The organism is Nocardia vermiculata NBRC 100427, assembly GCF_001613265.1.
Taxonomy (GTDB): domain Bacteria; phylum Actinomycetota; class Actinomycetes; order Mycobacteriales; family Mycobacteriaceae; genus Nocardia; species Nocardia vermiculata.
In genome coordinates this window covers 67033-73032 of record NZ_BDCA01000032.1, presented here as the reverse complement: position 1 = coordinate 73032, position 6000 = coordinate 67033, and the positions used below count along the sequence as shown (strand labels likewise).

Here is a 6000-nt window from a genome sequence, read left to right as displayed (position 1 = left end):
CCAGCCGTCGCAAGGACCACGCACTTCTGGTACGGGTCGCTGCAGGCCTACGTGCGCTCCATGGGCGTCGCGTGACTGAACCCTCCCAGGCCGATTGCCCGATCCGTAGACCACGTGCGGGCGGGGCCGATGGCACTTCGAATGTCTCGATCGCTTTCGGCTGGATTGACTACGACTTCAGCCGCGCACCAGAAGCGGACCGCGCTCAGATACTGCGACTTGCAGACCAACTCGGTTACTACGTTGTGTGGCCTTGCGAACGGTCGGTGCTGCGGACTGCCGACCAGGCCCGAAACGCCGGCGCCGACCTGGTGATTCTGCCGGCGCCCGATCACCTCAGCCCACTCGAACTCAACGCGGTGATGAACGTGGCCGACGTGGAAACCGTGACACCGCGGTTCAGCTTCGCACGTTGGTCATCCACGCAGGTGACCCCATGAGTGGTCTCGTGCTGCTTGGCTTCGTGATCGCGATCGGACTACCGCTGCTGGTGATCGCGGCGACGATCTGGTGGCCGAAATGATCGGAGCTCCGAACCATTTCGCTCACGAGCACAAGTCGGCCGCGACCTATCTCGACGTCGCGGCCAACGACCACGGCGACGAGAAAGGGCTACTCGTACATCGGGCGTTACGGCGTATCGAATCGACCGAACCGCATATCGTCGAGATCGGCCCGGGCGGTGGCGCTGCCGTCGACTACCTCGCGACCCGGGCAGTCGAGGAGCAGCGCCCTCTACGGCTCACACTGGTGGAGGCACCCGACATCTCGTCGGCTTCGCTCACAGATGCGATCACACGGTTCCATGCGGTCGGGTCGTGCGTGCTGGTGCACGGATGGGCTCAGGACATCGGGCAACTGCTACACGAGCCGGTCGACGTGATCAGCGCGTCCGCGCTGATGCACGAGGTCTACTCCTACGGTGGCGCCTACTCCGGACTACACACCTTGATGCGGACACTGCCGACCGTGCTCCATCCCTACGGGTACTTCGTCTATCGGGACGTCTATGCCGTCGCCGCGCCGAGCCTGCACGAGCGGGTCGTGCAGTCCTACAGCTCACACTCCTGGTTGCAGTTCTGGCGCATGTTCGTCCCGCACTACCTGCGGGAAGGAACCCATCCGTATCACCATCACGACGACGAGGTTGTCGTCCGGCAGAACTCGCGCATCGTGCCAGTAGCCGAACTTGATACGCGGGTCTGCGCGGTGATCGAGGCGCCGGTTGGGCTCTTTCGCGAGGTGCAACGGCACTACATCACCTGCCGCGACCATGTCTGGAGGTCGGGAGTCCTCGGGTTTCGGCCGGTTCTGGACGGAGCCCTGTCCGGAGATTGGATCGACCTCCGGACCGGCCACAAACGAGTGCACTACGCCCTGACGGAATCGGATCGGATGCCGGCGATGCAACGGGCGAATGTCCTCGCGGTGAGTGAACCGTTCGATGATCATCACGTGATCGACGGAGATATCTTCGACGCCGTCAGCGACGTAGCCCTGATGGCGTTCCTGTCCGCGGCCGAGCAGGGCGCCGACGACTGTGACCGAACCTGGGATTCGTGGTTGACTCGTGAAGGCCGTGAGACTTACGCCTACCTCACCATCGACGAGCTGCTTTCGGCGTTCGCGGTGCATTCGATCAACGCCCACTCCCGTCAGGACCTGGTCTTGATGCCGGTGTCGGCCGATGATGTGTTCACCCGAAACCGGCACTACTACAACCGATTCCTCACCCACCGTCTATCGAACCCGCTCGTCGACGCGAAGCAGATGGTGCTGTTCCAGAACATCCCGCTGAGCGACACCGAAACCCTGCAACGCGCTCTCGGCACCCTGCAGGCGATCTGCTCGAAACCGACACTTGCTCGACTGCACACCGCAATTCACTGGAAAGGATGATCCCCGCATGAATCTGATCGAGGTCGAGCGCAAGCGCGAACTCGCCGACAGTGAAACCCTGCGCCACCGCCTCACTGAACTCGGCTACCGCGAAGTCAGCTCGCTGACCGAAATCGACACCTACTACAGCCGGCCCGACGTCGACTACATGGAAACCGTCGAATGCCTGCGGGTACGACAACGCAACGGGTCGGCCGAAATCACCTACAAGCCGCCATCCAGCACGGCAACCCATTCGGAGGACGGCATTATCGCGAAGCTGGAGACCAACGTTCAGCTCTCCGACACCGGACAAGCGGGCGCGGCGAACGCGTTGCTCGCCGCGGTCGGAATGGTCGAACTTGTACGGGTCGAGAAAGTACGAACCACCTACCGACACCCTGACCATGACGACACGGTCGTCAGCATCGATATCGTGACCGGTGTCGGCGCCTTCATCGAAACCGAAATTCTCGCCGCCGACAGCGACGGCGCAGACGCACGTCTCGAAGCCATCGAACAGGCGATCGGGGTTTCCACGCTCCCGGTCGTGCGGCTCCCGTATCGGGACCTGGTGATGTGCGCACACGCGAGAGCATGACGACTATCGCAAGCGCCCGTACGCCCCTCGCGTGCGGGCGCCTCTTCCCGGCCTCGCACGTCTGGAATCTGTGTACTTCGCGCTGTGGTGCTGTCGATCGCCGACGTCGCGCACTCCCACGGCGCGCGTCTCTCCGGCATACCGAGGGGCAGGTCCGAGGGTTAACGTGCCGGGGCCGGTCCCATCTGGCTCCAGTCGAACCCGAGCTCGCCCTTGTCGGCGATAATCGCTTCCCACCAGTCGCGATGCTCGACATACCAGGCCACGGTTTCAGCGATCCCGGTCTCGAAGTCGTGTTCGGGCCGCCACCCGAGCTCGGTTTCCAGCTTGCTCGGATCGATGAGGTAGCGGCGATCGTGGTTGGGTCGGTCCGGGATGTCGTGGGCGCCACGCTCGATCCGCGACACCCGCCCGCGGCTGACGCCGAGATCCGCGCAGACTTGCGTCTGCCGTAGATCTCAGAGGCGCCGGGCGCCTTGGCCCCCACTGCCGCACACAGTGACCGTCAAGCGGAACGAAGCGTTATCACCGTGATTTCACTGGGCGCGAAGATACGGAAAGGAGGACCCCAGAAACCTGAGCCTCTGCTGGTATACAGCTGTGTCCGGTCGCCGTGGCGGCTCAATCCGTGAACGGTGGGTTGATCGAGGCGGACCAGGAAGTTGAACGGCCAGATCTGCCCACCGTGGGTATGGCCGGCGATCTGGAGGTCGACACCGGCAGCCGCGGACTCGGCAACCTGTTTCGGTTGATGCGCGAGCATGAGCACCGGAAGCTCGGGATCGACTCCCGTCATGGCATCTTCGAAGTTCGCGCCATGTCCACTCAGTCCTGCCGACTTCGCAGTAGCGTCGTCGACGCCCGCGAGTACCAGGCGATCGCCGCCGCGCTCGACGACAATGTGATCGTTGTGCAGGGTCTTCCAGCCGATCGAATCCATGTAGTCGAGCCAGCCCTGCGCCTCTCCGAGGTACTCGTGATTGCCGGTGACGTAAACCTTGGCGAGCCCGGCATCCATGGTGGCGAGCGGGACCGCCTGGCCACGTCGTTTCGCTACGGGACCATCGGCTATGTCACCGACATGGGCCACGATATCGGGACGTAATTCGTTCACGGCCGCAGCGACTCCGAGCGACCACTTCGTCCGATCGATCGGACCGAAATGGGTATCGGTGACGGCGACGACTCGGGTGCCGTCCAATCCCTGGCCGAGTCGTGGCAAGGTGACCTCGACCTGCTTGACCCGAGGAATTCGCATGGCTTCCCGATTGCCCCAGATCAGGAGAACCACGGTGACGAGTACGACCGCAATGGCCACCGAACGTGAGCGAACCGGGTCCGCCACGCCCACGAAGGCGAGTACCAGCCGCGCAATCGTGCCGATCACCGACCACGAGAAGAGCACCCACACGATTCCCAGGATCGAGTCGCCGATCATGCCTGCCCAGTCGAGTTGGTGGCGGCCGTGGCTCAATGCCAGCGTCACGGGTAAGGCCACGAGAGTGATTGCAAAACCCGCTGTTCCCAGTGCGACTACCAGTGCGGGCCACTGAGTTCCGGACATCACCAACGTCCACCACGGGACGGCGAAGAGGACCAGTAGCACGGAGACCAGCGTCGTGGTCATCACAACTGCCCGCAACGGTCTGGGGCGAGTATGCGAATCCGATCGGATCGCCGTATCCGGCAACGGAGTGCTCACCACCTCGATCCTAATTCAGTTCCCGAGGCGCCCTGACGATCACGGGCAGATCACCCGGCCGTCGCGGTCAACCCTGCAGCCGGGCTCGTGTTGCCGACGGGTCGATACCCAAAGCGATCAACAGGGCGGCGATCGGGTCGGGACGGTCGCGTTCCAACAGCGCGGCCACCGGCGCGCTCGCTCCAGAGCAGTGCACCAAGCCGTGCGCGATCAACACCTTGATGAGCGAGGCCGACAACGCTTGGCGTGCATCGTTGCGAGCGGTCACCATCGCCGACCTCGTCGATCGTCTGCCGGCCGGAATACGGGAACGCAATGAGGCCAGACGGCCGCCGCTGCCTCGTGACGGCGTCGTGCGGTGTCGTCGCTCCGCGAAAGTCGGATTAGGCTGCCCGCTATTCCGAGTTAAGGGTGAAACTCGGAATAACAGGACCGCTGTTCCGAGTTTCGGAGGAGCTGTGGCAGCCCGCCCAGTTCACCTCTTCCTGACCAGTTGACCTCCGGATCTCCCGGCGTCCCGCCGCTGTGGAGGGTGCCTTGGCGCAAGATCTTGGCAGTGACCGGCAGGCCTCTTGACCGATGTCCAAGAAGCCTTTACTGTTGCCGCGACCTTCTTCTTGAATGGCGTCCAAGAAGACCGGTGGTGAAGCGGAGGACACGAGTCATGGAAATCAGTGAGCCTGCCGATAGGCACGAGGCGACAACGGTGCGACGGCGTGAGGTCTCGTTCTCCTCTGGCCGGGACGAGTGTGCGGCATGGTTGTACAGCGCACCCGACCTGAACGGCCCGCACCCGATGGTGATCATGGGGCATGGGCTCGGGGCGGTGCGGGAGATGCGCCTGGATGCCTACGCGAAACGGTTCGCAGCTGCGGGATGGTCGGTGCTGGTGTTCGACTACCGTCACCTGGGGGCCAGCGGCGGAGAGCCGCGCCAGCTCCTCGATATCGGCCGCCAACGCGCCGACTGGCATGCCGCCTTGGCGTTCGTGCGAACGCTACCGGAGGTCGATGTCGACCGGATTGCAGTGTGGGGCAGTTCTTTCGGTGGCGGGCATGTTATTCAAATCGCCTCCGAAGACGACCGTGTCGCGGCGGTCGTGGCCCAGTGTCCCTTCACCGACGGGCCGGCGTCGTTGCGCTCGCGGCTACGGACCGGCCCGCTGAGCGCGATAGTGCTGACCGGGGCAGGCATCCTCGACACAATCGGTTCCTGGTTCGGCGCGAAGCCGATCCTGTTGCCCATGGCGGGGACGTCCTGGATGCCCGCGTTCGTGGCCTCACCCGACGCCCTGGCCGGCGCTTCTGCGCTCCTGCCGGCGGGGACCCGGCTCTCGCGGCGCACGAGTGCGTTGTTGAAACGGCTGCCCTCGGTCCGGACTCAGGTGTCGAAGAACATCGAGCTGACCGAGATCGACGGTGCAGAAGAACCCGTGACCGGTGTCGGCCGTAACAGCATGTGGGGCGTATTGCGCGGCCCGGCCGGCGAATTCGATGCCGCGAACGCCTTGGCGGCACGGCTGGTGCTGCGCCTTCCGCTCGATCGGCCCGGTCGCGCGCTGGCTCGCTTCAACACTCCGACTCTGCTCTGTGTTTGCGACAACGACGCGGCTGCCCCCTCGAAGATCACGAAGCGGCGCGCGCAGGGCTTGGCGCACGTGCATGTCCAGAACTACCCCTGCGGCCACTTCGACATCTATGTGGGTGAGCATTTCGAACGCGCCGTGCGTGACCAACTCTATTTCCTGGCAACGCAATTCGACTACACTGCACGCAACCCGCAGTAGGTTGTCCCGGGCTCGTGGACGTGCGTATGCCCC

General features: G+C 64.0%; 7 protein-coding genes. 4 read left to right on the top strand and 3 right to left on the bottom strand.

The window, feature by feature from the left end; all coding sequences use genetic code 11:
• The 3 genes from NV2_RS25890 to cyaB all read left to right on the top strand — a co-directional run.
• Positions 1-440: hypothetical protein (locus NV2_RS25890; protein ID WP_307613579.1), on the top strand; the 440-nt coding region annotated here is incomplete at its 5' end.
• A 79-nt stretch (positions 441-519) separates the two neighbouring features.
• Positions 520-1899, top strand: a complete 1380-nt coding sequence (locus NV2_RS25885; RefSeq protein WP_067879861.1) for a class I SAM-dependent methyltransferase — start codon at positions 520-522, stop codon at positions 1897-1899.
• Between the two features lie 7 nt (positions 1900-1906).
• Complete coding sequence (gene cyaB / locus NV2_RS25880; protein WP_067879818.1) at positions 1907-2479, top strand: class IV adenylate cyclase; 573 nt, start codon at positions 1907-1909, stop codon at positions 2477-2479.
• 161 nt (positions 2480-2640) lie between these two features.
• Here cyaB and NV2_RS25875 read toward each other — a convergent pair whose 3' ends face one another.
• The 3 genes from NV2_RS25875 to NV2_RS32865 form a co-directional block, all read right to left on the bottom strand.
• On the bottom strand, positions 2641-2886 hold the full coding sequence (locus NV2_RS25875) for a GDP-mannose 4,6-dehydratase (RefSeq protein WP_067879815.1): 246 nt from the start codon (positions 2884-2886) through the stop codon (positions 2641-2643).
• Positions 2887-2984: 98 nt separating this feature from the next.
• Positions 2985-4106 (bottom strand): metallophosphoesterase, encoded by a 1122-nt coding sequence (locus NV2_RS25870; RefSeq protein WP_157103097.1) that lies wholly within the window; start codon positions 4104-4106, stop codon positions 2985-2987.
• A 142-nt stretch (positions 4107-4248) separates the two neighbouring features.
• On the bottom strand, positions 4249-4452 hold the full coding sequence (locus tag NV2_RS32865) for a hypothetical protein (protein ID WP_067879812.1): 204 nt from the start codon (positions 4450-4452) through the stop codon (positions 4249-4251).
• A gap of 393 nt (positions 4453-4845) precedes the next feature.
• On the opposite strand from NV2_RS32865, the gene NV2_RS25860 reads away from it, so the two are divergent.
• Positions 4846-5967, top strand: a complete 1122-nt coding sequence (locus NV2_RS25860) for an alpha/beta hydrolase (protein WP_067879809.1) — start codon at positions 4846-4848, stop codon at positions 5965-5967.
• Positions 5968-6000: the final 33 nt, after the last annotated feature.

What these genes read in the sequence shown, in the direction of transcription:
- NV2_RS25870 (WP_157103097.1), bottom strand. Translation starts at nt 4,106, where the DNA reads ATGACCACGACGCTGGTCTCCGTGCTACTGGTCCTCTTCGCCGTCCCG.
- NV2_RS25885 (WP_067879861.1), top strand. Translation starts at nt 520, where the DNA reads ATGATCGGAGCTCCGAACCATTTCGCTCACGAGCACAAGTCGGCCGCG.
- cyaB (WP_067879818.1), top strand. Translation starts at nt 1,907, where the DNA reads ATGAATCTGATCGAGGTCGAGCGCAAGCGCGAACTCGCCGACAGTGAA.
- NV2_RS25860 (WP_067879809.1), top strand. Translation starts at nt 4,846, where the DNA reads ATGGAAATCAGTGAGCCTGCCGATAGGCACGAGGCGACAACGGTGCGA.
- NV2_RS32865 (WP_067879812.1), bottom strand. Translation starts at nt 4,452, where the DNA reads ATGGTGACCGCTCGCAACGATGCACGCCAAGCGTTGTCGGCCTCGCTC.